Genomic DNA, 26,972 nt, shown 5'->3' on the forward strand with positions numbered 1-26,972 from the left:
GCCCGGGAAAGAGATCACAGGCCGGTCATCAGCCCTCTACACTCACCCAGACCGCCCCTGAACAGGGAAAACGTCAAAGTGCTGCTGGAGTACTAATACTCCAGCTGTAGATCGTGATCTTCATGTATGGGATGCGGCTTGTCGCCGGTAATGGCTGGTGCGGGACCGGGCTTGGTGGCGGCGTCGCCAGTCGGACCAGCCGAGCCGGTGGGTTGCGTCGTGGGCCGGCCGAACGACGACTGTGATGAACAGGCGTTGGATCTCGTTGCAGGACAGCGGGACCAGCTCGTCCGGGGCGGGATTGCTGGCGTGTTCGTCCGCGCGGACGACAGCGAGGAAGGCATGGGCGAGCATGGCGAGGGTGACCCAGCGGGTCCAGGAGGGGTAGCGGCGCACCTGGTGCTCATCGAGTCCGGCCAGCCCCTTCTCGCTCTGGAAGGTCTCTTCCACCCGCCATCTGCATCCGGCGACCCGCACCAGCTCGGTCAACGGCACCGGCCGGGGCGAGAAGCAGCGGTAGTAGGCGAGTTCGCCGGTGGAGCGGTTGCGACGGATCAGCAGCTGGTGGCCCGGGCGAGCGCCGGCCAGGTCGATGACAGCCCAGTCGTAGAAGCGGTGCCCCTTCGCACCGTGTCCGGCCGACAGCTTCTGCCAGGCCCGCTTCGGCAGCCGTGTGACCAGATGGTCGGCCCGGAACTTGCCTGCGGGGGTGGGGACTTCTGCGGAGCAGGCCACCGCGAGGACGTAGCCGAAGCCGCGTTCTGCCAGAGCTGTGCGCAGTTTCGGGTTGCCGCCGTAGACCTCATCCCCGGTGATCCAGCCCACGTGGTGTCCGGCGTCGAGGAACCGTTCGATCATCGTGCGGGCCAGTTCCGGCTTGGTCGCGAAGACGGTGTCCTCGCCGAGCCCTGCTGCCCGGCATCGTTCCGGGTCGCACGTCCAGGAGCGCGGGATGTACAGCTCCCGGTCCACCGCCGCGTGTCCCCGCTCGCCCGCGTAGACGAGGTAGACCGCAACCTGGGAGTTCTCGATCCTGCCGGCGGTACCGGTGTACTGGCGCTGGACGGCGACGGTGTGGGTGCCCTTCTTCACATCGCCGGTCTCGTCGACGATCAGCACTGCGGCCTCGTCGTGGAGGTGCTCGATGACGTGTTCGCGCACGTCATCACGGACAGCGTCGGCGTCCAGACGGCCCGGGACAGCAGGTGCTGCATCCCGTGCGGGGCGGCCTCACCGGCCCACTCCGCGATCGTCCAGCAGTTCTTGCGCGGTAGGTCCGACAGCAGACCCAGCACCAGCCGCCCGGCCCGCAGCCGTGGCTCGACCCGCGCGAACCGGCCCGCTATCCGGCCCATGGCCTCCTCGAACGCCTCCCGCCAACGCGCGGGATCTATGCTGTGGCCCGCGGCCACCGTCTCTTCGTCAGTCCACACAACTCACGATGGTCAACGGTGGCCGCACCCCTGCGGTCCTCCTGTCAGTGCCGGACGAGACAGAACGGGTGTCCTGCCGGATCCGCGAAGATGCGCCAACTCCGCTGTCCATCACCCGCATCGAGCAGTGCGGCGCCCCGCTTGAGGACGTCTTCCTGAGCTTGTTCCAGGTCCTTGACCTCCAGGTCGAGGTGGAACTGCTGAGGGTGCGCGGAGTTCGGCCACCGCGGCGGCTGATAGTTGTCCACCCGCTGGAAGGCCAGCACGAACCCGCCGTCGGTGTGGAGTGTGGCCCAGCCCTCCCCGAGCGACCACCGCGGATCCTGCTGGTTCACTACGCCGCCGAGGAGCGACTGGTAGAACCGGGACAGCCCAACGACATCGGCACAGTCCAACACCACGCACTGCAGCTTGGCGATCATGCAGGGCAGCGTCTCACGGCACCTGATCACGATCTACAGCTGGAGTACCAACTGACCAAGCGTCAAGCTAGAGCTGCCGGTGAGGGGGCGAGTCGCGGGCTCGCCCCCTCACCGCTGTCAGGCGGACGGGTTGACGACCACCTTGGCCGAGTTGTTCTTGCTGTTCGGGTCGAAGGTGGAGGACGTGTCGGAGTGGGGGTGGACGACGACTCGGCCCGTCGCGTCGGGGACGACGCGGTCGATGCGCAGCTGGAACGGGAAGCTGACCTTCAGGTCCGGCTTGGCCCACATCGGCAGGGTGCAGGCGTAGTGGCCGATGGCCGGGTCGTCGCCGGACGTCCAGGCGTTGCGGCAGGTGTCGGGCACGGACGTGGCGGTGGTGCCCTCCGGGAGGTAGTAGTCGATCACGGCGACGGGGTCGCCGGAGCTGACGTTGCCGACCCAGGCCGGGCCGCGGTTGACGAAGCGGAAGGCGGCGGTGACGGTGTCACCGGCCGCGCCGCTCACCTCGGTGCCGCGCACGGCGAAGTCCGCGGTGTTGTCGGCGGTGATGTGCCAGGAGCGGCCGTTGTCCGAGCCGTCGAGGTCGGTGGCGTCGCCGCCGGGCTGGACCTCGTAGTCGAACCGTTCGTACAGGGCGTGGTCGGTGACGGCGAGCCGCAGTGGCTCCGGCAGCTCCACGGTCGCGCCGGGCGCGACGTCGGTGTCGAAGGAGCAGGTCACGTACGTCATGGGCGTGTACTCGCCGCTGTCGTCCGGCCCGGTGTAGGTGCACTGCGGGTAGCGGGTGACGACGTCGAGGCCGTACGTCGCCCACATCTTCACGCTGAAGCCGTGGGCGGTCTCGTTGCCGGTGTTGGTGACGGTGAACGGCACGGTGAGGCTGGTGCCGGGCGCGGCGCCGGTGACGTCCTGCGGGGCGCTGATGCCGAGGTCCGGGCCGGAGCCGACGGTGACGAAGGTCTCCGCGGAGCCCTCCGGGGCGACGAGCGTGCCGTCGGGTCCGCCTGTGGCCTCGGCGGAGTACTCGATCGCACCCTGCGCTCCCACGGCGGCGCCGGCGGCGGCCCGCACCTTCAGCTGCACCTGCGCGCTCCAGCGGGTCGGAACGTCCCCTGTGTCGCACACCCCGACGGTGCCGGCGTCGTTCGGCGTGCAGTTGTCGGGCCAGGCCACCTCGGCGACCCCGGCGAGCCCGGAGATGTCGACGGTCAGCCGCCCGTCGGTCACGGTGAAGTTGTCATTGTCGTGATACAGGCCGAGCGCCAGCGACCGATACTCCGCCGCACCGCCGTCCGGAGCGACGGTGACCGACTGCTCGTACGGCGCCTGGATCCACAGGTTATCGGTCTGCGGCTGGTCGTCGGCGAAGGCGACCCCACTCCCCAGACCGGCTACGACCAAAGCCCCCACAGCTCCGGCACAGGCTCCGCGACGCAGCACACGCCCGACGGAGACAGAACTCATGACATCCCCCAGATGGGACAGAAAAGACCCTGGCACAGTGATCAGCACCAGGCGCGAATTGGACGACCTGCCGAGACGGAAGGTTGTAGGGAGGGGCGCACGTGGTGCGTAATTCTTACCGTCTTCTTGATCAGTCGGGTGGGGGGCGGCGAGGCGTGGGCAACGTATTGCCCGTACGTCTCGCGTCTGCCCCCACCGATACCTGAGCGGCCCGTACCAGTAGGCGACGTCGGCCGAACGGGAGGCAGCCGTTGCGACTGTTGGGAGAAATCTGGGAGAAGATCTTCTCCCACAGGCATCCCGGAGCCCTTTGTGAAAATGACTGATGCCAAGCCGCTGACCTGCGCAAATGTTATGGGGGTCAGGTCCGGATCTCGCCCTGGCCTTATTCGGGACGAAGAGGTCGGCACCCAAGGTCTCACGGCCGCGCTTCTGCCGGCGCGGCCTGCTCTGGTCGACGACATGGCAGCGTGGCCGAGGCCAGTGGGGGTGCGTCGAGGCACACGCGTGCGAGGTTGATCGGCGCACCCGCCGTCGCGGTTGGCTGTCGTTGGCTGAGGCTCAGACACCCAGTGGTCCGACTCACCAAGGGACGTTCGAGGCGACGGGACCGTGCCATTCGCGTGCCAGACCCTGCGGTGAGCCACGGGGAACAGCGGGAAGTTGCCCTGAGATGACCGGGACTCCAATGCCACTCCGCCGCAGGTCAGCACAGCAACCGTCGCCAAGAAACCCAAGCTTCCCAAGCTGAGAGCGCGAGTTCGATTCTCGTCACCCGCTCTTTTTTGCAGCCCCAGGTCAGCGGCCTGGGGCTGGTTTCATCGGGAAGCCTTTGCTGCGTTTTGCGAGTACTCCTGCACCCCCGAGATTGGGCACGCATAGGGCACACGCACCTTCAGAGGGCGCCCCCATCACGTCGCAGCATGGCGCTGACCTTCACTTTCATGTAGCTGAGCCGGAGGCGAGCCCTCAGCCCGCTGTTCCGGGCGATGGCGGACATCCGTGCCGCATGTCTTCGTCGTGGGCGGTGCCCAAGCCCCTTGTGGAAGGAGGGACTTGACCGCTCTGGGTCCTGCGTCAGAGCGGGAGGTCATCGGGAAGTACACGGAACGCTTTGTAACGGCCCAGCGGGCGTACGGCGCGGAAGTCTCGTCGGTCCAGGGTGAGGATCGCGTCCGTGTCGTAGTCGGCGGCAAGCGCCACGTTGACCGCGTCGGCGAGGTCGAGGTCCAGCGCGCGGTAACGGACACGGACGGACTGGGCTGCGCCCAGGTGGTCCTCCGTGATCTCCGGCAGGACGACACGACCCCGGCTCATCCAGCGCCGCAGGTCGTCGACCGCACTGAGGGCAGCCTCCCTGCCGAGCTCGCGCGTCGCCACGTGGTCCAGTTCCGCCAGCAGGAGCGGGGACATGACCAGCAGGCCCGCCGCCATGATCGCCTCGTTCGCCGCCCTGTGTTCCGGATGAGCCGAGTCCAGCGCCGCCAGAAGACCGGACGTATCGGCGATGACAATGATCACGCGGCGGATCCGGAGCCCGAGCCAGCCTCACGCCGTACGACCTCGGCGACCGTGTCGCGGACCTCCGACTTGGACAGCGTGCGCCCCGGCCCTTCGAAGGTGCGTGAGAACAGCGGCTCGTCCCAGACCCTGTTCGCCATGGCCGCAAGGTGGATGCCCTGTCGGATGATCTCAGCCTCGCTTATACCCCGGCGCTTGGCGGCCTCCTTGATGATCGCCAGGTCCTCGGGGTCCGCGTAGACGTTGGTGCGCTTCATGGACATGTACCAATGGTAGTCCATGTACCGGATTGATGTATTCGGTATACCCCCCATGTCGTGTTGCTGAGGATCCAGCCGAGCCGACCTCACACGCCCCTTTCGGGTGCCAGACTGATCCTGGGGAAAGGGGTACGTCACGGGGTTCGGTTTCCGTGTCGGTGTGCCCGGGATGAGTGTGCGTGTCTCCACTCGTGCAGTGCGTTCCTCGATCGGACCACATGCGGCGAGGCTCAGCGTGGGCAGCGGCGGCGCCAGGATGTCGACCGGGCTAGCCCCCCTCTACGCGTCGATTCCGGGCAGGAGCGTAAACCATATGTGTGTATGCGGTTGGCCTGACAGACTCGACGGTCATGAGTGAACCCATCCCGCTTGTGGACACGGATGAAGTTACTGTCCCGGCCGATATCTACGCCGCCGTTGGTCAAGTGGCCTGTTCTAGCGCATTACTCGAAAGAACTGTGCGCGAAGTGTTGAGGCGGATGGTCAGCGGTCATGAATCGAGCTGGGTAATCTTCGAAGGCCGGTCTCTGGATCAGATGCTCGAGGACGCAAAGGCGATCTCAAGAGACTGGTCGGCATGGCGTGATTCGTGGCCTCCTGGAGCCATTGTGATAGCGGCGTTTGCCGACGCCATAGATGAAGCCCGCTCCATTAACCAGCTACGCAATCAACTGATTCACGGAGTGTTGAGTCCGACGGATACGTCGTTGGGCAGGGCAACATACCCACGAGGTCGAGCCTTTGGTGAGCCGACTTACTACTTCGCCAGGAGTCGACCACGTCGGGACGCTGTCGTCATGGGCTTCACTTCAAGAGGGATACGGCAGATCAGCAAGGAGATCGACGAGGCCGCGTTGAACCTCCTGGGAAGTCTCGAAGAAGCAATCTGCCAACGACCGGGGGACACCGACTACTACCTAGACTAAGCAGGATGGGTCCGTGCCACACGGTCACGTGGCCCAGTCCGCCTTGCGAACGGGGTTGGCTCGGGAGAGCTACGGCGTCGACTCGAACGCTATGGCTTGGAAGTGGAGTCGTTCATCCTCCGGGAGTATTGGACCAGGCATACGTCAACTGGCTCAGCCGGGACCACAACGGGCAATGGCCGTAGGTCAGCGCCGCCGGGCCGCTTCCACCCTGGCAACTGGTGGCCACCCAAGGGTGGTTGAACATCTCCGCCGATGACGTGCGGGCCGAGTACGCACGCGTCGGTTTCTCATTGCCGCCGCGGGCGGCTCGCCGAGAGTCGTCCGACGACTTCGAATTACTCGCCGGCAAATGGGAGGTCGAGTGGTCGCCCTTCCGGACGGACCATGCGCCGAGCTTCCACCAGCTCATGGAGGTAGCCCCGCTCCGGGACTCGATGGGCTCCCGGAGCGGGGGCCGATGCGCGCAATGGGCCGACACCGTGCAGTCAGCTGCCCGAGAGCCAGTCCGTCAAGTTGTAGACGGCATGACAGTAGGGGTCGTGGACGTCCTTGCGCATGCGTTCCAGCTCGCCCAGCAGAAGACATATTGCTCATCGGAAGCGAGGAAAAACTGCCCCCCGTCTCCCCTCGCGTCCGTTGTGCTGTCTACAGTGCCGGTCTGTACCGAGTTTGTGGTCCCGTCGATGACACCGGAAGCGTTGGCGTACGCCGGGGCAGCTCCGAGAGTCACGGATCCGAGCAACACAGACGGAGCCAGTTGGCTTTCACGCATTCCCCCATGTTCCTGGGTTCTGATGCGAGGCACTTTGGTGCCGGAGGATGCCGTGGTCAGCGGCATCGCGCCGGATCGACCTAGCTGTTGGACAGCAGGCCGATCCATACATTTGAACGACTGTTGATCGTTCGGAGCCGGCCTCCCCGGCGTGCGCTTTCGCAACGGCCTCTGGCGACCGACGCTCGCACCCGGCCTCGGGATGCCTCTCGGTTGCTGCGCAGGGGGTCCCTCGGCCTCTGGTTGGGCGGCGTGCCCATAGCGCGCCCATAAGAGCGGTCAGTCACGGTCAACAGCGGTGCAACCCTCTGTCTCCGAGCGCTTGCCCAGAGTGCATACGGCCAGGTCAGAAGCGGTCCAGCCTTACAAGCGCCGTCGCTTCCCAAGCTGAGAGCGCGAGTTCGATTCTCGTCACCCGCTCCATGGAGAAGGCCCAGGTCACAGACCCGGGCCTTTTTGCTGTCCGTCGTGATCGGTCGTCGCGTCCCGGATTCATGCCGCAAGGCTTTTCAGGTGCTCTCAGCGCGGCAGTGGTCCATGCCGTACGGACGCGCTCAGTGCCATCTCGCCAGTACCCGACCTGGATGCTTCGGGCGAGGTCCGGGGCTTGGCGTCACGGCAGCCGCGCAGAGCCGCGTCGGCCAGCCTGTCGTTGTCGGAGCCAGTCCTTGTCATCGGCTGCGGCTGCGGTTCCTTCCCCCGGTTCCGCCGCACGCCGCCGTGCCTGGGTGGCGAGCCGGTCTTGATGCTGCTCACGTCATGAGGGCCTCACCTCGGGGCAGGAGCCACGTGTTTTTTTGTCACTCCTTGATCAGATGCGTCTCCTGACGTGAACTGCCGTCTGTGTGGCGATCCTATGATGGCCAAAATTGTTGGCCTGTGGGGGAGTTGTTGAGGGTGTCACGAAGATCGCTTGCTTTCGTCGGGGTAGCCGCTCTGGTACCGCTGCTCGCTTCCGCCGCCGCCGCGCAGGCGGCGTCGGGCTCGCTGACGGTCACCACGCTGGGGCGGCACGGGGCCAAGGTCCCGACGACCGTCACCGTCGTCGCCGTGCCGTCCGGGCAGACGTACACAGTCAAGTCAGGCAAGCGGATCAGTCTGCCGTCGGGGCGCTACCTCGCGATGACCGACATATACGAGAGCACTACCGACGGTCTGGGCACCGACACCATCGGCGCGCAGGTCGTGACGGTGTCGGGCAGCAAGTCGGTGACGCTCGACGCGCGCAAGGGCAAGCCTGTCAAGGTGTCACTCGACACGCCTGCCGACGTGACCGGGCCGCCACGAGTCAGCGCGCAGGTGTGTGCCGCCGACATGGACATGCCCTCCGCCTTCAGCGCGGGCGGCTGGAACGACGAGGGAGCCCTCTACGCCATCCCGAACTCCTCCAGGCTGCTGCAGTTCGGGTACCTCGCGCAGTGGTCCGGCAACGACAGCTATGTCGCCGTGAAGAAGACCACGGGCATCCCGGCGGCGCCCGGCGGCTCGTTCAAGCGGTCGGGGCTTGCGACGATGCGCTTCTCGGTGCGCGCCGGAACGCAGATGGGTACTCAGGTCGACACCGCGCTCCAGGCGGCGCCGAAGACCGATGACTGCACGACCGACCTGATGGCCCAGGTGCGCGACGACGACGCCCCGTACAGCGCCACCGTCCATCTGACTCCCGGAACCTGGCAGCCGCGCGACGACATCTTCGGCAGCAACGGCGACGACGTCAGCGGCGGCTTTCCGAAGCTCAGGACTCTGAAGGCGGGGCAGAGCCTCACCCAGTCCTTCGGCCGGGCTGCATGGGGCCCCATGCGCAATCTGCCGCTGCTCGGGCAGAAGTCCGTCACCTTCTCTGCGGACGCACTGATCGGCGACCTCGACATCGGCGGCGACTGGGGGGACATAACGAAGGAGACGGTGGTCCTGTCCAAGGGCGGCACCACCGTCAAGAAGCAGACTCTGACCGACTGGCGCACCGGGCCCGCCGAGTTCGACGCCCCTGTCCGCTCGGCCGGCTGGTATCGCCTGACCGTCGACGCCCACCGTTACCGCCCGGGCATCACCTTCCCGGCCGGCATGCTGTCGCCGCGGGCGACCCTCGACTGGCACTTCAAGGTGGCCGACCCGGCCAGGGCGATGGTCGCGCCCGTTTTCCTGACCCGCTTTCTGCCCACCGGTCTGAACAGCCACAACCAGGCCGCGCCGAACAGCACCACGACGGTCGACGTGAGTGCCGGGCGCGCCTCCCAGGGCCCCGACACCAAGCTCACCAAGGTGACCGCCAAGTCCGTCCGGGTCTGGTCGTCCGCCGACGGCGGCAAGACCTGGAAGCCGGCGACCGTCAAGCACTCCGGATCCGCGTGGCAGGCGACCGTCCACAACCCGGCATCCGGCGCCGTCGCCCTGCGGTCCGAGGTGACGGACTCCGTCGGGGACAGCTCGGTGGAGACGGTGTACCGGGCGTACGCCATAGGCTGAGGGTGTTGCTCCCTCGACGGTCCGACGGTCCGACGGTCCGACGGCCCGGAGGAATCCGACATCCGGGCCGCGCCCGACGGACAGGGTCCGCCGCTCCGCCGCTGCCTGATGTGCCCGTGCAAGGCCGTCTCGTCGGCCAGCGCTTCCTTCCGGACCCGGTCGTGCATCCGCCACAGGGGAAGGCCTGCGGCGGCTCGTCCCGGAGGGCGTGTCCGGAGCGTGCCCTTCAGACCGGTCGACCACGGTTGGCAGCAGCGCGAACTGCCCCTTGAGGGCGGCGCATCGAAGGGTAAACGTCTGGAAGAACCCCGGGTTTCCCGAGCGCCGTCGCTTCCCGGGCTGAGGGCGCGAGTTCGATTCTCGTCACCCGCTCTTCTCGAAGCCCCAGGTCACGTACCTGGGGTTTCTCTGTGGGCGGGCCCCCTCCACGTTCTCCGGCGCCTGTCGTGCTCCGAGACCGGGCGCGTGGGAGGTGCCAATGCCCTGCGGTTGCGGCCCGTTCACCGTGCCACACGTCGTTGACCTGTGGCTGCACGCCAACCGGTCAATGGTTCGCACAGGTGGGAGCACTCGGCGTGGCTGTCCCGAACCGCGCCGGGCATCTGCCGGCTGGCGCGCATCCCGGCAAGAGGGAGGGCGACATCTTTGCCGAGCGGGCACTTGGCCGCCAAGGCTTTCGCGTCAGAGCCGTAGTTCGTCGGGGAGTGGCCGGAACTACTGAAGGATCGCGGCCGCCTCGGACGGACGGGGATCGAGCCGGTCGGCGGAGGCCCACGGCGTGGGAGCGGCGGGGCCGGCCGGAGTGGCGGTACCGGGGAATCCGCGGAGGCACTGTCGTGTCGGCCGTCCGGGCGGGTACTCGGTGGGGGACCATCGGGACACCGACGGCACCGTTGCCCGGGATCGAGGGCCTGAGGTCCGGTGGAGAGCACGAGAGGCGGCTGTCGGCGGTGGAGCCAGGTCTGTGGCAGCAGGTGGTCGAGCAGATGGGCACGGCCGTGGTCGTGATCGGCCCGGCCGGACGAATCGCCGCGGTCAACCCGGCCACCGAACGGCTGCTGGGCCGGCCGGCGGCGACGATGTCTGGCCGGGACCTGCACGACCTGTGCCACCGTGACCTGGGAGGCGCCCCCGTCCCGCGAGAAGGCTGCCCGCTGCTGCGGGTGTTGTCCGAGGGCCGTCCGGCACGCGGGCACGACGACAGGTACCTGCGCGGCGACGGCCGGCTGATCCCGGTCTCCTGGTCGGCCACGCCCCTGACGGACGACGGCGTCTCCGGTGCCTTCGCGGGCATGGCCGTACTCATCGTCGAGACGGCGGCGGACCGCGGTGCCCCCGGGGAACGCGCGGAGCGGGCCGAACGAGCCGCTCGTACGAGCGCCCTGGAGAGTCTCACCGAGCGGCTGACGCTCGTCGCGGAGATCACCGAGGTGCTCGGTCAGACCCTGGAGGTCGACGAGGCTCTCGCCCGGTTGAGCCGGCTCCTGGTTCCCCGTCTCGCCGACTGGGCCGCGGTGGACCTGCGGGTCGGCTCGGGTCAGGTGCACCGGGTGACGGTGACCGGCCCCGACGGCCGTGACGCGGGGCAGGAGGACTGGCGCGGTCAGCTGCCCCCTGCCGGGGAGTCGGCGCAGTCGCCCCTGGTCCAGGTGCTGAACGGAGGAGGTCCCGTCCTCCAGGACCGGGCGGTGCCGGAGGCAGCGTCCGACTCGCCGCTGGCCGCCGTCCAGGACGACTTCCTCAGAACGACGGGCGCGGCTTCCGTCATCACGGTGCCGCTGGGAAGCGGACGGCGGGTCACCGGCGCCCTGACACTGGTGCGCACCGACGCGGCACGGCCTTTCGGCACCGGCGACCTGGACGTGGTGAGCGACGTGGGCCGCCGGGTCGGCCTGGTCATCGACAACGCCCGCCGCTTCGGCCGGCAGCGCGCGATCGCCGAGGCCATGCAGCGCAACCTCCTGCCCCCGCTGCCCGAGCACGGCCGGATCCGGCTGGCGGCCCGGTACCAGCCGGCGCCGGCCGGTTCGCAGGTCGGCGGGGACTGGTACGACGCGTTTCCGTTGAGGGACGGCTCGCTGGCCCTGGTCATCGGCGATGTGGTGGGCCACGATCTGACCGCCGCGGCCGGCATGGCGCAGTTGCAGGGCGTCCTGCGTTCCCTTGCCTGGGACCACACCGGGCCGACCGGTGCGGTCGTCGACTGTCTCGACGACGCCATGCACGCCATCACGACCGTGTCGATGGCCACCCTCGTCCTCGCCCGTGTCCAGGGTCCGGACTCCGGTCCCTGGACGCTGAGCTGGACGAGCGCCGGGCACCCGCCGCCTCTGCTGCTCACCCCGGAAGGCAACGCGCAGTACCTCGAAGCAGGGCAGGGGCTCATCCTCGGGACCGATCTCGGCGGCGGCAGCCGTCGGCCGAGCGCCGAGCACGCCCTGCCACCGGGGTCCACGCTCCTGTTCTACACCGACGGCCTGATCGAGTCCCCCGGCAGCGACCTGGACACCGGGCTCGGCCGGCTGCGCCGCCACGCCCTCGGCCTCGCCCACGAACCGCTGGACACGCTCTGCGACCGGCTGACGGCCCGGATGCCGCCCGGCAGCACCGACGACGTCGCCCTGCTCGCCCTGCGCCTGCCGGGGCCCGCGAGGTGATCCCGAGGATGCCTCCGCTCACGTCCCCGGCGTCGGTACCAGGACGCGGAACGGCTCGGGCGGCGCGGCCGGCACCACGGGCGGGAGGTCGTCGTCTCCCGCGTTCCGCCGCCAGGGCTCTGTGCGGTCGTACGACCTGACGGGAGACGAGTGTCCGGCCGGGCGCCGCCGACCACTCCCTTCCTTCGACCGTGGCGCCGGTGACACGGCCCCACTCGCGCGGCAACCCGGCCGGCAGTCACGGGAGTTCCACGAGGAGGTCGCGGGAGCGCGGCCGCCGTACCCCGTCGATGGACCGGGCCTCCGTGGTGCGGGGAAGCGGCCGCCACGGAAGGGGAGCGCCGGGCGGCCCGGGGCGGCACCGCTGCCGTCCCCGCAGTCAGTAGGGGCTTCAGCCGCTAGCGGTGTTCGGGGTTCTCGTGGTCGCGGTGGCAGCCGGCGTCCCAGGCGGTGCGCTGGTTGCCGTAGGCGGGGATGCCGCCGAGGTCCTTCAGTGCGCGGGCCAGGTGAAGCAGGTTCCAGGTCATGAAGGTGGTGTTGCGGTTGGTGAACTCGTTCTCCGGGCCGCCCGAGCCGGGATCGAGGTACGACGGTCCGGGGCCGGCCTCGCCGATCCATCCGGCGTCCGCCTGGGGAGGGATGGTGTACCCCAGGTGTTGCAGGCTGTAGAGGACGTTCATGGCGCAGTGCTTGACGCCGTCCTCGTTGCCGGTGATCAGGCAGCCGCCGACCCTGCCGTAATAGGCGTACTGGCCGGCGTCGTTGAGCAGGCTGGAGCAGGCGTAGAGGCGTTCGATCACCCGCTTCATCACGGAGCTGTTGTCGCCCAGCCAGATCGGGCCGGCGAGCACGAGGATGTCGGCCGCCAGGACCTGCCGGTACAGGTCCGGCCAGGCGTCCCTCTCCCAGCCGTGTTCCCTCATGTCGGGCCAGACCCCGGTGGCGATGTCGTGGTCCACCGCCCGGACGACGTCGACTCGCACCCCCTGCGCGTCCATGACGGCGGTGCTGCGGTCGATCAGCCCCTGGGTGTTGCTGATGCCGGGCGACCGTTTGAGGGTGCAGTTGATCACCAGGGCACGCAGGTCGTCGTACCGGGCCGGCGGTGCGTCGGTGGCGGGCGACGAAGCGGTCACACGGTCCTCCCAGAGCCTGCCGCCGCCAGGCGTTCGGCGGCGCGTCCACATCCGGATCCAGCGTGCGGGCCGCCCGCAGCAGGCGCCACCACAGTGCCTCCGAACGGCCCTGGCGGTGCTCGGACTCCGGCGCGGGCCGGTACCCGCCACCGGTCTCCGGATGGCGGCCGGTGAGTGGCCGGGGCGGGCGGGCGTGCCTACGTTCGCCTCATGGGCACCGAAGGCGCGACCGGGTCACGGGACACCGAAGCAGTCGATGACGTCGCGCACCTGTTGGTGCGTTGTCTGCGGGCCGAGGGCGTGGAGTACGTCTTCGGCATCCCGGGTGAGGAGAACATCCGTTTCGTCGACGCGCTGAAGGACTCCGGGATCCGGTACGTCCTGGTGCGCCACGAACAGGCCGCCTCGTTCATGGCGGAGATCTACGGACGGCTGACCGGCCGGGCCGGCGTGTGCTCGGCGACGCTGGGGCCCGGCGCGATCAATCTGCTGCTCGGCACGGCAGATGCCATGACCAACAGCGCCCCGATGGTGGCCCTGGCCGCACAAGGCTCCCTGCGCCGTACCCACAAGGAGTCGCACCAGGTCATCGATCTGGTGTCGATGTTCGCCCCCGTCACCCAGTGGGCGGCCCAGGTCGCGTGTCCGGACGCGGTGCCGGAGATGACCCGCAAGGCGTTCAAGACCGCACAGAGCGAGCGCCCCGGTGCCGTGTTCCTGGCCGTGCCGGAGGACATCGAAGCGGGGCGTCCCGCTGAGCCGCTGGCCCCCCTGCAGGTCGACACGGTGCGTGCCGATGCTCCGTCTGCCTCCCAGATCGCGCGGGCGGTCGAGGTGCTCGCCGCTGCACGGCACCCCGTCGTACTGGCAGGCCATGGCGCCGCCCGGGCCGGGGCCTCGGCCGCCCTGGTGCGGTTCGCCGAACGGCTGGACATCCCGGTCGCGACCACCTTCCACGGCAAGGGCGTCTTTCCCGACGACCACCCCAACGCTCTCGGCGCGGTCGGCTTCATGCGCCACGACTACGGCAACTTCGGCTTCGACGCGGCCGATGTGCTGCTCTGCGTGGGCTACGAGATCCAGGAGTTCGACCCGGTCAAGATCAACCCGAACGGCGACAAGCGGATCATTCACATCCACCGCTTCCCCGCCGAGGTGGACACCCACTACCCGGTCGCCGTGGGTGTCCAGAGTGACCTCTCACAGGCGCTGGACGCGCTCGGGGCAGCACTGCCCGAGGGACTCACCTACGAGTCGGGAAGCAGCGAGAAGATCCGTACCCTGCTCGACGAGGAACTGCAGTACGGACGTGACAACGACGCGTTCCCCCTGGTGCCGCAGCGCGTCGTGAGCGATGTGCGCACCGCGCTGGACCGCCACGACATCGTGCTCGCCGACACCGGTGCCGGGAAGATGTGGATGTCCCGTCTCTACCCCACCTACGAACCGGACACCTGCCTGGTCTCCAACGGCCTGTCCACCATGGGGTTCGCACTGCCGGGGGCCATCGCCGCCAAGCTGGCCCGGCCGGACCGGCGGGTCCTGGCGATGATGGGCGACGGCTCGTTCCTGATGAACTCCCAGGAACTCGAGACGGCCGTCCGTGAACGCGTCCCGCTGGTCGTCCTGGTCCTGGTGGACGAGGAATACGGCCTGATCACCTGGAAGATGGAACTCGAACTCGGCCGCCACAGCCACACTCGGTTCACCAACCCGGACCTGGTCGCCTACGCCGAAAGCTTCGGCGCACGCGGCTATGCGATCGAGACCGCCGGCCAGCTGCTGCCCGTTCTGCGCCGCGCCCTCGACGACAACTCGGTCTCCGTGATCGCGTGCCCCGTCGACTACTCCGAGAACCTTCGCCTGACCGACAGACTGGGCACTCTCCACGGCCCGTTCTGATCCGGCGGCCCAGAGTCTCCCGGGCAGGTTCGAGGCTGGCCGGCGCAATGCGGTGGTTCGGCTGCCCTGCGTGTCCCGGGTCATGGAAGTCGCCCTGGCGAAGGGCGACGAGTTCGCGGCGCCGAGAGCGGGGGCCGTCAACGGCCGGTGCGGCGGCCCGTCGTGGACGCTGCGTGACGAGGACCTCTTCACCGGAGCCCGGACACCGAAGCCGCGGGCGGACTCCCGGGCCGGGCTTCGCGGATGATGGTGGTCATGCGTATCCGTATCGAGGCCGTCGACCTGCCCGGCCGCGTCCGCCCGGCTCCCGCGGGCGGCGAGGGCCCGGTGTTCGCCGACGTCCATGTCGCCGTGCAACGCCGTGACCGTCCGGGCGAGCTCCTCGAACCGCATCCGGGCGACGCCGCGTCCGTGACGTGGACCCTGGAGTGCGCCGCGGCCGTCACACCCGACGGCGTCGATGTGACGGGCCCGTACGTGCAGCACCGCCTCGGCCGCCGGTTCATCTACCTGTCCTGGTGCACGCTCGACGACTCGGGTGTCTTCACCATGTTCCGCCGTGCCAAGCTCATGCTCGACGCCGTCCCCGCCGACGTACTCGCCGCCGCCGCGCACCACGGCCTGCTGGTCGGGCGTCTCGGCCTGACCGACGCCGCCGGCGGCCCCCTGTGCGCACGCGTCGAGCCCCCGCACATCACCTGGACCGCGGGCCCTTCCGCGTGAGCGCGAGGGGGGCATGCGGGGGCCCCGGTCGGTGCGGTGTCCGGATTCGGGCGTCGGCGGCGCCGCTCCGACGCGCCCGGGAAGCCGTCGCGTTGACACCCGTCGCCGCCGGACGTTGACTGGCGGGACGGCCACGGGCTCTGAAGGGCGGCGTGGGCCGGGGCTCGGGAGTCTGTGACAGGCCGTCGGGAAGGCGCGGGGCGCCTCCGGGCGGTGATCCCCTCGCAAACGGAAGCGGTACACATCACGATGTACGACCAGACACGCGCCCAGCAGCCCGCTGACCGGCCTCCGGGCTCGGGCGGACATCGCGCCTCGGGACCGGAGCCGCTGCTCCCGCCGGAGGAGCGGGACGAGATCGTGCGCCGCCTCGGGCATGCCGTCAACACCTTCGCGGACACCCCGCGCGAGGCTCTGGAGGAGGCCGAAAGCGCCTTCGACGAAGCCGCCGCCCAGCTGGCGAAGGCCCTGGCGGAGGCGCGGCAGGTCCTCCGCGCCGGCTGGCAGGACCAGGATCCCGAAGCGGACTCCGCCGAACACCGGATCGCGCTGCGGCAGTACCGGGAGCTCACCCAACGGCTGCTGCGCACGTAGGCGGCAGGTTCCGCCGGCCCGTTCGCCGCCCTCCTCGCCGTGCGGGGCCGCCAGGTCACCGCATCACGGACGAGGAGGGCCTCCGGTCCGGACGTGAAGGCGGTGACCCGGCTCGGCGATCAGCCCCAGGGTGTGGTCTGCGGCACACGTCCCGGGAGCTGGCCCCGGCCCGGCGGCACGGTCCATACCGGCGGGGTGGTGGTCGGTTGCTGAGCGGGCTGGTTCGACGAGCCCGGGGCCTGTGCGGCTCCGTTGGCCCACAGCTGGTCGACGCGGGCGCGCTCGGTGGCGTCCGGGGTCCGGTTGGTGCAGGACGGGCCGGGGCCGCCGCCCGACATCAGCTCGCTGCACGGGCCGCTGTAGTCGTCCGGCAGGCCCAGCACGTGTCCGGTCTCGTGGGTGACGACGCGGACCGAGTCGTTCTGCCGGGTCTGGGAGTAGTCGAGGAAGATGTAGCCGCTTCCGTGGCCGTTGGTGGAGGCGTAGGAGCCGCGTGAGTCGTTGCCCTCGTAGTAGGAGAAGTCGGCACCGCTCGACGCCGCCTGGAGTTTGACGTTGGACTCGGAGCTGTTCCATATCGAGGCAGCGCTCGATATCTGCGACGCGAAGCTCGGTGCGTGGGAGGCGTCGTAGTAGACGGTCACCGCCTGCCCGGCGGGCTGGGCGGCACTCTTCTCGGCGACGGACTTGAGCACGGCCTCGAAGAACGCCTTGTTGTTCGCGTCCTCCTTGGTCGACCCGTCGTACCGCGCCTTGGAGGTGCCGGCGGGGGCGGACGGGGTGGCGGCCGTCTGGGCGCTCGCCGGCACTGCTGCGCCCAGCGCACTGGAGGCCAGGCCGAGAGCGAGAGCGAGGAGTCTCGCGGACGTTCGGGACGACTTCATGTGGGGGGCTCCTACTCACTCGGTGACGCCGAGCGCCCGGTGCGCCGTCGACTCTGCGCGCCTACCGGTACCGAACTGCGGCGACGTCCTGTGGGTCGACATTCTTAGGACCGCTTTACAGGGAGCGCAAAGGGTCCCCACCACTACGCAGCCTCGTAGGTCCCGGGACCTCGCCGGGGCGGTGTCCGGGTCTCCGGTCCGCACATGGCGGCGGGAGGAGGAGCTGTCGCGACGTCAGAAGCCTTACGGCGTGCGGCAGTGGGCGTGCGGACCGCCGAGCGGGGAAGCCGGGACGCGTGCCCGGGATTACATCCGGGCCAAGACGGACAAATGCCTAGATGTCCGCCACGTCATATCTACTAAGCGTGCCGGTAGATTCGTGAAGCCCTGTGACCGACGTCATAGATCATGGGCATTTGTTTCTTCGTCGGGGCCCGGTGTCCTCCCTCGGAGAGGTCGAACCGGTCGTCACATTCGGGCGTCCTGCCCGTTCCTTCCTGGGGAACACGTACTCGTCCGGGACCAGGCCGACGGCGACGGCGGCCGGGATGGGTACGAGGGCGCCGATGGTGCCCAGGAGTGCGCCGCCGACCAGTACGGCGACGACGGTGACCAGCGGATGGACGTCGACGGTGAACTGCAACGCCCGCGGCACGATGAGGTAGTCCTCCGCGCCCCGGAAGGTGACGTGGAACACGCCCGTCGCGATCGCGACGGGCAGGGGCACGGACAGGGCGACGAGGCTGACGACGATGCCGGCCGGGGTGGAGCCCACGATCGGGATCATGTCCGTCAGGGCCGTGAGGATCCCCGGCGCGGCGGCGTACGGGACGCCGGTGGCCACGCACCAGTCGAAGGTGGCCGGCCCGGCGATCCCGAGGCGGCGAGGCTGCCGAGCATGAACCTGCCTGTCCGGTTCATGGTCTCCAGACGCCCGACCGTCGGCTGACGGTCGTGGACCTGCTGCAGCCGGCCCGGTACGGCGTCGACCGGCGCGGAGACCTCCTTGGCCACCGGCGGGACGACCAGTGCCAGGAAACCGCCGGGCACCACGACGAACCCCGTCGGCGCGATCGCGACGGCCGGCCGCGCCTGAGGCCCCGGCGCGTGAACCGCACGAGGAGCGGTTCCAGGCTGATCGCGAGGAACACGGCCGGCAGCAAGGCCGGCATCGAACTCACCCGCAGGACCGTCTGGACGGGCAGCCGTGCCAGGCTCGCCGCCAGGCCCGGCGCGAACCCACGGTCACCTACGAGCGCGCGGCGAACCGGCCCACCACGCACCGCGGTTGGACGGCCCCGAGGGACTCGGCCGGCCGGCTGCCGTCCTCGGCGCACACGACCGCAGGGGCCGGCCGTCGTGACGGCCGGCCCCTGCGCGGGGGTGGGTGTGGATTCAGGTCACCATCGGTACCAGCGTCCGCGGCCACCTCCGGCGTTCGTGGAACGCATCACGAATCCGAGCAGCCACAGCACCAGCACGGCTATGGCCACCCACCACAGGATCTTGACGGCGAACCCGGCGCCGAAAAGGATCACTGCGAGAAGCAGAACAAGAAGCAAGGGAACCATGATTAACGACCTCCTTGCCGCTCCGAGTGCCCCGCTATTTCACCGCTACTCACCATCACTTCCTTGTTTGTGAAGAGAAAGCGCGGGAAGGGGCGGCCACTGAATCGGCGGGCGGAATGGCCGGGGAAAGTCGATTTGCCGGGTCGCTCATGAAAGGGGCGAGTACGGGTAAACGAAGAGCCGAAGAACCGAAGAACCGAAAGGCCGAAGAACCGGAAAGACAAGGACGACCCACGGGAAGAGTTCTATGGTCACCCCGCTGAAGAACCGGGCATCGGACGAACAGGAACCCGCGGCGCCCCTGCGGTACAGCACCGCCTGGGAGACGACGGACGCGTCGGTCGCCGACGCCCGGGCGGCCGTGCGCGCGCTGCTGGCCCGCGCCGGCCACCACCCTGCCCACCGGCCGAGTCAGGACGCCCAGCTCATCGTCAGTGAACTGGTCACCAACGCGCTGCGCCACGCGCCCGGCCCGGGCGGTCTGGCGCTGGAGGTGTCACCCGGCGCCGGCGTGCTGCGCATCGCGGTGCGCGACGGTTCCCCGCACCCACCCGAACTGCACGCCCACGACGCGTGCCGGGTCGGCGGGCACGGCCTGCACCTGGTCGTCCGGCTGTGCGGCGGACTGCACACCGTCGTACAGGGCGCCGGCAAACAGGTCGTCGCGCACCTCCGACTGCGCCGGCCGGCCACCTCGTGAGCTCGCGGGCGGGAGCTCACGGCCGGGGAGTTCCCACCCGCGAGTCCTCAGCTGAGCATGCCTTCGCGCAGGCGGGCGAGGGTACGGGACAGGAGCCGGGAGACGTGCATCTGGGAGATGCCCAGACGCTCGCCGATCTGGGCCTGGGTGAGCTCCTCCATGAACCGCATGTGGATGATCTGCCGCTCACGCTCGTCGAGTTCGGCGATCAACGGGGCCAGGGTGTGGAAGTCCTCGACCAGTTCCAGCCCGGTGTCCTCGGCGCCGATGAAGTCCTGCAGCGCGCTTTCGCCGTCCTCGCCGCCGCTGATCGCGGCGTCCAGGGAGGAGGAGTTGTAGCCGTTGGCGGCCAGCCGGGCCTCGCGCACCTCGTCCTCGGGCAGGCTCATCAGCTCCGAGAGTTCCCTGACCGTGGGAGTGCGGTCCAGGCGGCTGCGGAGTTCCTCGGTGGCGCGGGCGAGCTGGACACGGGCCTCCTGGAGCCGGCGCGGGACGTGCACCGCCCAGGTGGTGTCGCGGAAGAAGCGCTTGATCTCGCCGACGATGTACGGCACGGCGAAGGAGGTGAACTCGACCTCGCGGGAGATCTCGAAGCGGTCGATCGCCTTGATCAGGCCGATCATGCCGACCTGGACGATGTCCTCCATCTCCTCCGCCCCGCGGCTGCGGAAGCGGCCGGCCGCGAAGCGCACCAGGGACATGTTCATCTCGATCAGCGTGCTGCGGGCGCAGCTGTATTCGGGCGTGCCCTCCTCCAGCACCGCCAGCCGGTCGAAGAACAGCTTCGACAGCGCCCGTGCGTCCTTCGGCGCGACCTTGGACGGGTCCGCTATCGCGGGAACGTCCGCCGTCTGCTGGGCGGTCTCAACGGTCGTCGTCGGCATGATGGGCCCTCCCGGTCGATCACCATCGTCCTCGCCGGGTCCGTCGCCCGGCAAGCCCGCGCCTACCCCGGGTTCCGACCGGCATGCCTCGGTGGCGAACCCGGTTGGAACGGCCCGGTCCTCAGACGGTGAAACGGTCGGGATCGGCGGCCGCCCAGTCGGCGGCCCAGGAGGCCGGCGGGCCGTCGAGCAGCTGCCCCGGCGCGAGCCACTCGTACAGCTCCGCGAAGGAGCGCTCGGTGCCGGGGTCCACCCGCCGGCGGAGCATGTGCGGGGCCAACTGCCCGGGATCGGTGACCCCCATGGACGCCATGATCTGCAAGGCGGCGGCCACGGTGGCCTCCTGGAAGCGCTGGACGCGTGCCGTCTTGTCGGGGACGTCGAGGGCGCGGGCCCGGCGGGGGTCCTGGGTCGTGACGCCGGTGGGGCAGGTGTTCGTATGGCACCTCTGTGCCTGGATGCAGCCGACGGCGAACATCATCGCCCGCGCGGAATTTCCGTAGTCGGCGCCCTGGACCATGCGTTTGACCAGGTCGCTGCCGGTGGCGATCTTGCCGCTCGCGCCGATCCTGATCCGGTCGCGCAGCCCCGTGCCCACCAGGGCGTTGTGCACGGTGTGCAGGCCCTCGGTGAGCGGGGTGCCCACATGGTCGGCGAACTCCAGCGGCGCCGCCCCGGTCCCGCCCTCGGCGCCGTCCACCACGATGAAATCCGGTGCCGTGCCCTCCTCCAGCATGGCCTTGCACACGGCCAGGAACTGCCGGCGCGAGCCCACGCACAGTTTCAGCCCGGCGGGCTTGCCCCCGGCCAGCTCGCGCATGCGGGCGATGAAGAGCACGAGTTCGCGCGGGGTGGAGAACACCTGGTGGTACGGCGGGGAGACCACGGTCCGGCCCTCGGGCACGTCCCGGACCCGGGCGATCTCGGCGTTCACCTTGGCACCCGGCAGGACGCCGCCGATGCCGGGCTTGGCACCCTGCGACAGCTTAAGGGACACGCACTTGACGTGATCGTGGGCGGCCTTCCCGGTGAACTCGGCCGCGTCGAACCCGCCCTTGTCGGTACGGCAGCCGAAGTACCCGGTGCCGATCTCCCAGACGAGGTCGCCGCCCGGACGGAGGTGGTACTCGGAGAGTCCGCCCTCGCCGGTGTCCTGGGCGAAACCCCCGGCCGCGGCACCCCCGTTCAGCGCGAGGACCGCGTTGGCGGAGAGCGAGCCGAAGCTCATCGCCGAGACGTTCAGCAGCGCCATGTCGTAGGGACGGCCGCAGTCCGGTCCGCCGATCCGCACCCGCGGCGGGGCCTCCGGTACCGGGCACGGCGCCATCGAGGGGACCAGGAACTCGTGACCGGGCCGGTACACGTCCCGTTCGGTGCCGTAGGGCTCCTCGGCGTCGGTGCCCTTGGCCCGCTCGTAGACGATGCTGCGCACGTCCCGGTCGAAGGGGCGCCCGTCGTAGTTCCGCTCGATGAAGTACTGCTGCAGCTCCGGGCGGACGCGCTCCAGGAGGAACCGGGCGTGGCCGAGGACCGGATAGTTGCGCAGCACCGTGTGGCGGCGCTGCACCAGGTCCCGGACGCCGACAGCGCCCACGCAGGCGAGCGGGACGGCCGCGAACCACCAGTAGGGCGAGAGGCCGGCCGCCGCGGCCACCGCCGCGACGGCCGCCACCAGGATCAGGACGATGATTCCGACGCGTGTCACACCTGGCGGATTGCCCGGTTGGCGGGAGCCATGCGCGAAGGCCGGAACCCGAACCGGCGTCCCGTGCCCCGGGATGGCCCTGTCCTTCGGGGGCAACCGGTAGGGCATGGCTACTGGATCGGCAACGGCAGACGGACGCGCTCGGGCCCGACGAGCGGCGAACAGCAGAGCGGTCGCGGTGGCGGCCCGGGCGGGCTTCGCGGCCCGCGGGGTCATCTACGCGCTGATCGGCGTGCTCTCCTTGAGGATCGCCTTCTCCGGCGGGGGCGAGCAGGCAGACCGGGGCGGCGCGATCGCCGAGATCGCCCAGAAGCCCTTCGGCACCGTGCTGCTGTGGCTGCTCGGCATCGCCCTGGCCGGGATGGCCCTGTGGCGGCTGTCCGAGGCCGCCTTCGGGCAGGCGGGCCCCGACGGCGACAAGCCGGGCAAGAGGGCGATGGCCGCAGGCCGTTGCGTCTTCTACGGATTCGTCACCTACTCCGTGCTCTCGTACGCGGCCGGGGACAAGAGCAGCGGCAGCGGGAGTTCCGACCGCAACTCCCAGGACGTCACGGCGAAGGCGCTGGACTGGCCGGGCGGGCAGTGGATCGTCGGCGTCGCGGGTGCGGCGGTGACCGCCGCGGGCGTCTGGATCGCCGTCCGGGCGGTCATGCGCAAGTTCGAGAAGCATCTCAAGATGTCCGAGATGTCCGAGAGGGTACGTAAGGTCGTCTCCTTCTTCGGTGTGTTCGGCGGTACGGCCCGGGGCGTCGTGTTCGCCACCGCGGGCGGCTTCGCCATCGCCGCGGCCGTCCAGCACCAGCCCGGCAGGGCCAAGGGGACGGACGACACCCTGCGGACGTTCGCCGGCACCCCCGCGGGCCCCTGGCTGCTGGCGCTGATAGCGGTCGGCCTCATGGCCTTCGGGGTCTTCTCCTGGGCCAACGCGCGCTGGCGCAAGGTCTGACGGGCGAGGGGACGTCCGGCGGTGTGCCGGTCACGGGGCGGAGGCGGCTGCCGCCACGCCGACCGGCTCCGGCCGGCGCACCCGGCTCCGGCCGTGGCGCAGCAGAGGGCGTTCCAGCAGGGCGTACGAGGCGAGGGCCGCGACGAGGGTGGCCAGGAGGCCGACGGGGACCAGCGGACCGCCGCGCACACCGAGGTCGTGGAGCAGCCGGATGACGGGGTAGTGCCACAAGTACATCCCGTAGCTGAGGTTGCGCCCGACCCACGCGGGCGCGGACAGCGACAGCAGGCGGGAGAGCCACGACCGCGGGCACAGCTGCAGTGCGGCCACCACAGTGGCGGACAGCACGGCCGCGACCAGGAATCCGGCCGTGTACCAGACCGGGCTCCACCCGTTCGTCTCGGTGATCGGGATCCGCCAGGCGATCAGCACCAGCAGCACGGCCGCGGGCCGGCAGAGCCGTCCGGCCCATCGGCGCAGCAGCGCCAGGCGGGGGTCGTCGGCGCGGAGCCGGGCCAGCACGAGGGCCAGCAGGGCGCCGACGAGGAGCTGGTCGGCGCGGGTGTCGGGGCCGTTGTAGATGCGGTGCACCGCCGCGGGATCCCACAGGGCCGTCCGCCACAGCACCGGCAGCACGCACAGCGCCGTGACCCGGCCGAGCACCGCACGTGGCGTCGAGCGCCGGAGCAGCGCCAGCACCAGCAGCGGCCAGGCCAGATAGAACTGCTCCTCCACCCCCAGGGACCAGGTGTGGCCGAGCGGCGCGGTGAGGTCCGGCGAGGTCGCCGACGCCCCGGCCCGTACGAGATTGACCACCGAACCCGCGGCCAGCACCGCCGCCACCCACGTGCCGCGGAACAGCGGCAGCGGGAGGGCCAGGGACAGCAGGGCGGTGAGCGCGCACATCACCAGCAGGGCCGGCATCAGCCGCAGCCACCGCCGCCGGTAGAACGCCCACAGCCCGATCCGGCCGGTGCGGGCGTACTCGGCGACGAGCAGCCGGGTGATGACGAAGCCGCTGATGGTGAAGAACACGTCCACGCCCACCGAGCCGCCGGGCACCAGGTCCGGCCGCACGTGATACACGATCACCAGCACCACCGCGACGGTCCGCAGTCCGTCGATCCCCGCGACCCGCCCGCCGCCGTGCAGCGCCGACGAGAAGCCCCGTCGGCCGGCTCCCTCCGCTGCGCCCCGTCCGGCCGCGGAGGGCGCGAGCGGCGGCGCCGCTCGCGCGTCAGATCTGTACCGGGTGGCCTCGTCCGCGGTGCTCCGATGGAGGGTGCTCATGATGAGCCGCGTCTGCCCCGGCGATCCGGGATCACACCATTTCGCCTGTTCCCCGCAGGTCAGCGCCGCTCTGCGGCCGCTGTCGCTACGGTGGGGCACGTGAGTCTGGAACCGGGACGGCGTCTGCTGTGGTACGGGTCGGGGGTGCTGGTGACGAGTGTGCTCGGCTCGGCGGTGGCGCTGGAGGTGGGGACCGGTTCGGCCGGGCGGCCGTGGGTGGCGGCGGCCCTGGTCGTGGTCCAGGTCTGTGCCTTGTCGCGGGTCCTGCGCAGCCCGGCCACCGTGCTCGCCGTGACGATGGTGACGGGGCTCGCGCTATGGGCGCTGTCTCCCGCGGTGAGCCTGACGGGCGCGTTGCTCGCCGCGCAGATCGCGCTGTGCGTGCTGGTGGCGACCCGGCCCGGGCGGATCTCCCGGTGGGGCGGGACGGCGATGTGCGCGCCGGCGCCGCTGGCGCTCCTGGCCGGCGACCGGCTCGGTGTGCCGCTCTATCTGCTGGCCGTGGCCCTGGCCTGGACGGCCGGTGAGCTGTACCGGACGCGGCGGGCCAGGGCGGCGGCCGAGACGCGGCGGGCGGTGGCGGAGGAACGGGCCCGCATCGCCCGCGACGTGCACGATGTGGTCGCGCACACGGTGTCCGTGATGGTGATCCAGGCGAGCGCCGCCGAGGACGGGTTCGCGGCCCGTCCCGAACAGGCCCGGCAGGCGCTGCGGGACATCGAGGCCGTGGGCCGCTCGGCGCTGACCGAACTGCGGTGGCTGCTCAGGGCGTTCCGGGACGACGCGCAGGAGGGCGGGCCCGGCCGGGGGCCGGTGGGGCTGGGCCGCCTCGACGAACTGGCGGACGCGGTGCGCGCGGCCGGTCTGTCGGTGGTCGTACGGCGCGACGGTCCCGGGGAGGTTCCCGCGGGGAGCGGGCCGCCGGCGGCCGTGGATCTCACGGCGTACCGGATCGTCCAGGAGGCGCTCACCAACGTCCTGCGCCATGCCGCCGACGCCGACGAGGTGCGGGTGTCGGTACACCTCGGCGCGGCGGCGCTGGACATCGAGGTGGCCGACAACGGCCGGCCGACGGCGCGGACGCGGGCGGCCGTGCCGGCGGGTTCGGGGAACGGCCTGACGGGCATGCGGGAACGCGCGGCGCTGCTGGGCGGCAGCCTTCGGGCCGGTCCGCTCGACGGCGGCGGATGGAGCGTGCGCGCGACACTGCCCACCGGTGGCGCGGGACCGGCCGTGGGGGGCTCGTCGTGACGATCCGTGTCGTGGTGGCCGACGACCAGGCCCTGGTCCGCACGGGCTTCCGTATGATCATCGACGCCCGGGACGACCTCGAGGTCGTCGGCGAGGCGGCCGACGGCGGCGAGGCGGTCCGGCTGGTGCGCCGGACGCGGCCGGACGTGGTGCTGATGGACGTCCGGATGCCGGTCCTGGACGGCATCGAGGCGACCCGGCAGATCGTGGCCGACGGCGGCAGCGCCCGGGTTCTCGTACTGACCACGTGGGATCTCGACGAACACGTCCTGGCCGCGCTGCGGGCCGGAGCCTGCGGATTCCTGCTCAAGGACATCCGGCCCACCGAACTGGTCGACGCCGTCAGGGGCACGGCACGCGGCGACCTGCCGCTCGCGCCGAGCGTCACCCGCCGCATGCTCGACCGGCTGCTGCGCACCGCGCCCCGCGTACGCCCGCCCGAGGGGCTGGAGAGCCTGTCGCAGCGGGAGACCGAGGTGCTCACGCTGGTCGGGCAGGCGCTGTCCAACGCCGAGATCGCCCGGGAGCTGGACCTGTCGGAGGCCACCGTCAAGAACCACGTCTCCGCGGTCCTGCGCAAGCTGGGGCTGCGGGACCGGGTCCAGGCCGTCGTCGCGGCCTACGACTGCGGACTGGTCCGGCCGCGCCGCCCCTGACGTCATCCCTGAGGAGGAGCCCGGCGATCACTCCACCCTGCCGCCCAGTGCGAGTCCCTCCCCGGGGCCGATCAGCGACGGCCGGGACGGGCCTAGCGTCGGTGGTATGACCGACGCGCTGCCCTACCGGATGTATCTGCTCGCCCACGACGGCTCGGCCCGGGGCCCTTTCGACCGCCGCCGGACGGGGTTCCTGATCCGGGCCGCCGTACTCGTCGAGCTCGCCCTGCGCGGGCACGTCGTACAGGGCGACGACGGCGCCGTCCGGGTGGCCGCGGCCGGACCGGCCGGGGACCCGGTGCTGGACGCGGTCCTGCGGGAGGCCGCCGACGCCCCGCACGGCTGGGGGGCCCTGGTCCGGCGGCATCGCGGATCGACGCTGCGGGCCGTGGAGGACCGGCTCGCCGCGGACGGCCGGGTCACGCTCGACGAGCGCAGGGGGCCGTTCTCCACCCGCCGGGTGACCGTGGCGGACCCGGCAGCCGTCCAGGCGCTCACCGGCCGGGTCTCGGCCGTCCTGCGCGGCGGCGGCCCGGTCACCGAGGCCGGTCTCGCCGACGCCGCCCTCGTGGCGCTGTGCGCGGCGGGCGGGGTCCCGTCCGTCGCCCCGCGCCGGGAGGCCCGCGTCCACCGGGCCCGCGTCGACGCCCTCGCCGGCCGGCTCGGCTCGCTCGCGCCGGGTCTGGAGAAGGCCGTACGCGGACTCCGCACCACCGTGATCGCCGCGCAGGGAGGCATGGGCGGCGGCTGAACCACGACCAGGGAAGGACCGCACCGTGACGGGGGAAACGATGGGAAAACCA

At 70.5% G+C, this 26,972-nt stretch carries 22 protein-coding genes and 1 pseudogene; 11 read left to right on the forward strand and 12 right to left on the reverse strand.

Going from position 1 to position 26,972, the window contains the following annotated elements; translation table 11 throughout:
• Positions 1–120: 120 nt before the first annotated feature.
• From ACZ4O3_RS39815 to ACZ4O3_RS39835, 5 genes and pseudogenes are all read right to left on the reverse strand, one after another.
• Positions 121–1,355 (reverse strand): annotated as a pseudogene (locus tag ACZ4O3_RS39815) (IS701 family transposase).
• Positions 1,356–1,477: 122 nt separating this feature from the next.
• Entirely contained in the window at positions 1,478–1,855 is a 378-nt protein-coding gene (locus tag ACZ4O3_RS39820; protein ID WP_362714788.1) for a VOC family protein, read from the reverse strand.
• 117 nt (positions 1,856–1,972) lie between these two features.
• Positions 1,973–3,322 carry a COG1361 family protein gene (locus ACZ4O3_RS39825; protein WP_362714791.1) on the reverse strand — a complete coding sequence of 450 codons (1,350 nt, stop codon included), beginning with the start codon at positions 3,320–3,322 and terminating at the stop codon, positions 1,973–1,975.
• Between the two features lie 1,077 nt (positions 3,323–4,399).
• Positions 4,400–4,843 (reverse strand): PIN domain-containing protein, encoded by a 444-nt coding sequence (locus tag ACZ4O3_RS39830; protein WP_285556848.1) that lies wholly within the window; start codon positions 4,841–4,843, stop codon positions 4,400–4,402.
• On the reverse strand, positions 4,840–5,106 hold the full coding sequence (locus ACZ4O3_RS39835) for a ribbon-helix-helix domain-containing protein (protein WP_362714795.1): 267 nt from the start codon (positions 5,104–5,106) through the stop codon (positions 4,840–4,842). The genes ACZ4O3_RS39830 and ACZ4O3_RS39835 overlap by 4 nt, the downstream gene beginning before the upstream one ends.
• A gap of 347 nt (positions 5,107–5,453) precedes the next feature.
• Here ACZ4O3_RS39835 and ACZ4O3_RS39840 point away from each other — a divergent pair, with 347 nt between their 5' ends.
• The 3 genes from ACZ4O3_RS39840 (at position 5,454) to ACZ4O3_RS39850 (ending at position 11,927) form a co-directional block, all read left to right on the forward strand.
• Positions 5,454–6,029, forward strand: a complete 576-nt coding sequence (locus ACZ4O3_RS39840; RefSeq protein WP_467727147.1) for a hypothetical protein — start codon at positions 5,454–5,456, stop codon at positions 6,027–6,029.
• A 1,672-nt stretch (positions 6,030–7,701) separates the two neighbouring features.
• Positions 7,702–9,270 carry a hypothetical protein gene (locus ACZ4O3_RS39845; protein WP_467727148.1) on the forward strand — a complete coding sequence of 523 codons (1,569 nt, stop codon included), beginning with the start codon at positions 7,702–7,704 and terminating at the stop codon, positions 9,268–9,270.
• Between the two features lie 950 nt (positions 9,271–10,220).
• Positions 10,221–11,927 (forward strand): PP2C family protein-serine/threonine phosphatase, encoded by a 1,707-nt coding sequence (locus ACZ4O3_RS39850; RefSeq protein WP_467727149.1) that lies wholly within the window; start codon positions 10,221–10,223, stop codon positions 11,925–11,927.
• Between the two features lie 398 nt (positions 11,928–12,325).
• On the opposite strand, the gene ACZ4O3_RS39855 is transcribed toward ACZ4O3_RS39850, so the two are convergent.
• Complete coding sequence (locus ACZ4O3_RS39855; RefSeq protein ID WP_467727150.1) at positions 12,326–13,063, reverse strand: flavodoxin family protein; 738 nt, start codon at positions 13,061–13,063, stop codon at positions 12,326–12,328.
• Positions 13,064–13,273: 210 nt separating this feature from the next.
• Here ACZ4O3_RS39855 and ACZ4O3_RS39860 point away from each other — a divergent pair, with 210 nt between their 5' ends.
• From ACZ4O3_RS39860 to ACZ4O3_RS39870, 3 genes are all read left to right on the forward strand, one after another.
• Entirely contained in the window at positions 13,274–14,965 is a 1,692-nt protein-coding gene (locus ACZ4O3_RS39860; RefSeq protein ID WP_467727151.1) for an acetolactate synthase large subunit, read from the forward strand.
• Positions 14,966–15,220: 255 nt separating this feature from the next.
• On the forward strand, positions 15,221–15,688 hold the full coding sequence (locus ACZ4O3_RS39865) for a DUF5990 family protein (RefSeq protein ID WP_467727153.1): 468 nt from the start codon (positions 15,221–15,223) through the stop codon (positions 15,686–15,688).
• A 249-nt stretch (positions 15,689–15,937) separates the two neighbouring features.
• On the forward strand, positions 15,938–16,282 hold the full coding sequence (locus ACZ4O3_RS39870; protein WP_384988977.1) for a hypothetical protein: 345 nt from the start codon (positions 15,938–15,940) through the stop codon (positions 16,280–16,282).
• Between the two features lie 119 nt (positions 16,283–16,401).
• Here ACZ4O3_RS39870 and snpA read toward each other — a convergent pair whose 3' ends face one another.
• The 3 genes from snpA to ACZ4O3_RS39885 all read right to left on the reverse strand — a co-directional run bounded on the left by snpA (position 16,402) and on the right by ACZ4O3_RS39885 (position 18,737).
• Positions 16,402–17,166, reverse strand: a complete 765-nt coding sequence (snpA, locus tag ACZ4O3_RS39875; RefSeq protein ID WP_362731203.1) for a snapalysin — start codon at positions 17,164–17,166, stop codon at positions 16,402–16,404.
• A gap of 406 nt (positions 17,167–17,572) precedes the next feature.
• Positions 17,573–18,010 (reverse strand): AI-2E family transporter, encoded by a 438-nt coding sequence (locus ACZ4O3_RS39880; protein WP_467727156.1) that lies wholly within the window; start codon positions 18,008–18,010, stop codon positions 17,573–17,575.
• Positions 18,011–18,566: 556 nt separating this feature from the next.
• Positions 18,567–18,737, reverse strand: coding sequence for a hydrophobic protein (locus ACZ4O3_RS39885; protein ID WP_362728084.1), 171 nt, complete (start codon positions 18,735–18,737; stop codon positions 18,567–18,569).
• A 247-nt stretch (positions 18,738–18,984) separates the two neighbouring features.
• Between ACZ4O3_RS39885 and ACZ4O3_RS39890 the strand changes: the two genes are divergently transcribed.
• Positions 18,985–19,437, forward strand: a complete 453-nt coding sequence (locus ACZ4O3_RS39890) for an ATP-binding protein (protein ID WP_467727158.1) — start codon at positions 18,985–18,987, stop codon at positions 19,435–19,437.
• A gap of 47 nt (positions 19,438–19,484) precedes the next feature.
• On the opposite strand, the gene ACZ4O3_RS39895 is transcribed toward ACZ4O3_RS39890, so the two are convergent.
• Positions 19,485–20,321, reverse strand: coding sequence for an RNA polymerase sigma factor SigF (locus ACZ4O3_RS39895; protein WP_362728080.1), 837 nt, complete (start codon positions 20,319–20,321; stop codon positions 19,485–19,487).
• A gap of 121 nt (positions 20,322–20,442) precedes the next feature.
• The gene (locus tag ACZ4O3_RS39900) at positions 20,443–22,026 is read right to left on the reverse strand and encodes an FMN-binding glutamate synthase family protein (protein WP_384988981.1); all 1,584 of its coding nucleotides are present in this window, start codon (positions 22,024–22,026) and stop codon (positions 20,443–20,445) included.
• 106 nt (positions 22,027–22,132) lie between these two features.
• Between ACZ4O3_RS39900 and ACZ4O3_RS39905 the strand changes: the two genes are divergently transcribed.
• Positions 22,133–22,972, forward strand: coding sequence for a DUF1206 domain-containing protein (locus ACZ4O3_RS39905; RefSeq protein WP_467727160.1), 840 nt, complete (start codon positions 22,133–22,135; stop codon positions 22,970–22,972).
• Between the two features lie 30 nt (positions 22,973–23,002).
• Here the strand turns inward: ACZ4O3_RS39905 and ACZ4O3_RS39910 are convergent, their stop codons facing one another.
• Positions 23,003–24,262: an acyltransferase family protein gene (locus tag ACZ4O3_RS39910; RefSeq protein WP_467727162.1), complete on the reverse strand. Its 1,260-nt coding sequence runs from the start codon at positions 24,260–24,262 to the stop codon at positions 23,003–23,005.
• A 99-nt stretch (positions 24,263–24,361) separates the two neighbouring features.
• Between ACZ4O3_RS39910 and ACZ4O3_RS39915 the strand changes: the two genes are divergently transcribed.
• The 3 genes from ACZ4O3_RS39915 (at position 24,362) to ACZ4O3_RS39925 (ending at position 26,920) form a co-directional block, all read left to right on the forward strand.
• Positions 24,362–25,513, forward strand: a complete 1,152-nt coding sequence (locus ACZ4O3_RS39915; protein WP_467727163.1) for a sensor histidine kinase — start codon at positions 24,362–24,364, stop codon at positions 25,511–25,513.
• Entirely contained in the window at positions 25,510–26,169 is a 660-nt protein-coding gene (locus ACZ4O3_RS39920; protein ID WP_467727165.1) for a response regulator, read from the forward strand. Before ACZ4O3_RS39915 ends, ACZ4O3_RS39920 begins: the two co-directional genes overlap by 4 nt.
• Before the next feature lie 106 nt (positions 26,170–26,275).
• The gene (locus ACZ4O3_RS39925; RefSeq protein ID WP_467727166.1) at positions 26,276–26,920 is read left to right on the forward strand and encodes a GOLPH3/VPS74 family protein; all 645 of its coding nucleotides are present in this window, start codon (positions 26,276–26,278) and stop codon (positions 26,918–26,920) included.
• Positions 26,921–26,972: the final 52 nt, after the last annotated feature.

Source organism: Streptomyces sp. NPDC026515, assembly GCF_055567595.1.

Bases quoted from the DNA above. Each gene is read 5' to 3' on its own strand.
- ACZ4O3_RS39860 (WP_467727151.1), top strand. From the start codon at position 13,274: ATGGGCACCGAAGGCGCGACCGGGTCACGGGACACCGAAGCAGTCGAT.
- ACZ4O3_RS39910 (WP_467727162.1), bottom strand. From the start codon at position 24,262: ATGAGCACCCTCCATCGGAGCACCGCGGACGAGGCCACCCGGTACAGA.
- ACZ4O3_RS39925 (WP_467727166.1), top strand. From the start codon at position 26,276: ATGACCGACGCGCTGCCCTACCGGATGTATCTGCTCGCCCACGACGGC.
- ACZ4O3_RS39825 (WP_362714791.1), bottom strand. From the start codon at position 3,322: ATGAGTTCTGTCTCCGTCGGGCGTGTGCTGCGTCGCGGAGCCTGTGCC.
- ACZ4O3_RS39890 (WP_467727158.1), top strand. From the start codon at position 18,985: ATGGTCACCCCGCTGAAGAACCGGGCATCGGACGAACAGGAACCCGCG.
- ACZ4O3_RS39870 (WP_384988977.1), top strand. From the start codon at position 15,938: ATGTACGACCAGACACGCGCCCAGCAGCCCGCTGACCGGCCTCCGGGC.
- ACZ4O3_RS39820 (WP_362714788.1), bottom strand. From the start codon at position 1,855: ATGATCGCCAAGCTGCAGTGCGTGGTGTTGGACTGTGCCGATGTCGTT.
- snpA (WP_362731203.1), bottom strand. From the start codon at position 17,166: ATGAAGTCGTCCCGAACGTCCGCGAGACTCCTCGCTCTCGCTCTCGGC.
- ACZ4O3_RS39895 (WP_362728080.1), bottom strand. From the start codon at position 20,321: ATGCCGACGACGACCGTTGAGACCGCCCAGCAGACGGCGGACGTTCCC.
- ACZ4O3_RS39865 (WP_467727153.1), top strand. From the start codon at position 15,221: ATGCGTATCCGTATCGAGGCCGTCGACCTGCCCGGCCGCGTCCGCCCG.
- ACZ4O3_RS39835 (WP_362714795.1), bottom strand. From the start codon at position 5,106: ATGTCCATGAAGCGCACCAACGTCTACGCGGACCCCGAGGACCTGGCG.
- ACZ4O3_RS39885 (WP_362728084.1), bottom strand. From the start codon at position 18,737: ATGGTTCCCTTGCTTCTTGTTCTGCTTCTCGCAGTGATCCTTTTCGGC.
- ACZ4O3_RS39840 (WP_467727147.1), top strand. From the start codon at position 5,454: ATGAGTGAACCCATCCCGCTTGTGGACACGGATGAAGTTACTGTCCCG.
- ACZ4O3_RS39905 (WP_467727160.1), top strand. From the start codon at position 22,133: ATGGCTACTGGATCGGCAACGGCAGACGGACGCGCTCGGGCCCGACGA.